This is a genomic window from Flavobacterium gelidicaeli (assembly GCF_013294005.1).
Taxonomy (GTDB): domain Bacteria; phylum Bacteroidota; class Bacteroidia; order Flavobacteriales; family Flavobacteriaceae; genus Flavobacterium.
In genome coordinates this window covers 1-1,200 of the sequence record NZ_JABSNK010000039.1, presented here as the reverse complement: position 1 = coordinate 1,200, position 1,200 = coordinate 1, and the positions used below count along the sequence as shown (strand labels likewise).

The following is a 1,200-nucleotide window of genomic DNA, read 5'->3' as shown; positions in this document are numbered from 1 at the left end:
GGAGAATTCAATAACCTAACGCAACAAATGATAAATTTTATCTTTGTTGAATTATGAAAAAAACCTACAAGCGATTATCATTAGAAGAACGTATTATAATTGAGACATTACTCAAGGAAAATAGGTCCGAAAACTACATTGGAAAGAAATTAAATCGAAATCGATCTACCATAACCCGAGAAGTAAATCTTTGGGTATTAAAACCAAACGATATTTACAAAGCTGATTTAGCTCATTGGTATGCTTTAGAAACCAATAAAAGCAAACGAACTCAAGATAAAATAAATTCATATTCCAAACTTAAAATATTCGTTTACAGAAGTTTATTAAAAGGAACGAGCCCTGAATTAATGGCTGGACAAATCAAGCTATTATATCCGAATGATCCTATTATGTCCATTTCTTACGAATCTATTTATAAGCACATTTATAAATCTAGGCAATCTACCCTGGGTAAAAAACTAATCAAACTTCTGCCCTATCATCATCACAAAAGACGGGACAAAAGGAAATTTGGTGTAAAAAAAACCCGAATTAAAGACCAAGTGAGTATTGATGATAGACCTAAATATATCGAAGAACGCCTTGAAGCAGGACATTTAGAGGGAGATTTGATGATTGGTGTAGCGCACAAAAGTGCCATTGGAACCATCGTAGATAGAAAAACTAGATATCTTATTATTGTACCTATCAAAAATAGAAAATCAAAAACAGTAACTCAAGAATTTGCAAATCTCTTAAATAAACAACCTCAATGTCTCAGAAAGACAATGACTTACGATAACGGAATAGAAATGGCTAATCATAAATGGCTCTCTGAAAAAACTGGAATGGATATTTATTTTGCACATCCTTACTCCTCATGGGAAAGAGGAACAAATGAAAATACTAATGGACTAATTAGAAGGTTTTTACCCAAAGGAACTGACTTTAATACAATAACTATTGAAGAGCTAAAACGAATAGAAAACAACCTAAATAACAGACCTAGAAAGGTTTTAGGTTTCAAAACACCTAATGAAATGAGGAACCAGGAAATCAACAAAATGAGTAACACACAAGCTTAATTTTGGAAATAACTTTTGGCTCCTTAAAAAGCCAAAAAAGTTATTCTAAAATTAAGTGTATTATCTAAGAAAAATACTAAATTTGATTTATTAAAAATAACTAACGATGTTGCGATAGACCCTTGAATCCGCC

1 protein-coding gene is annotated in these 1,200 nt (G+C 31.5%); it reads left to right on the top strand.

Features of this window, described 5'->3' with window-relative positions:
• Nucleotides 1–53: 53 nt before the first annotated feature.
• A complete protein-coding gene (locus HNP99_RS17600) occupies nucleotides 54–1,067 on the top strand; it encodes an IS30 family transposase (RefSeq protein ID WP_173854760.1) in 1,014 nt (337 codons plus the stop codon).
• Nucleotides 1,068–1,200 lie beyond the last annotated feature (133 nt).

Coding starts and splice junctions, on each gene's coding strand:
- HNP99_RS17600 (WP_173854760.1), top strand. CDS start 54: ATGAAAAAAACCTACAAGCGATTATCATTAGAAGAACGTATTATAATT.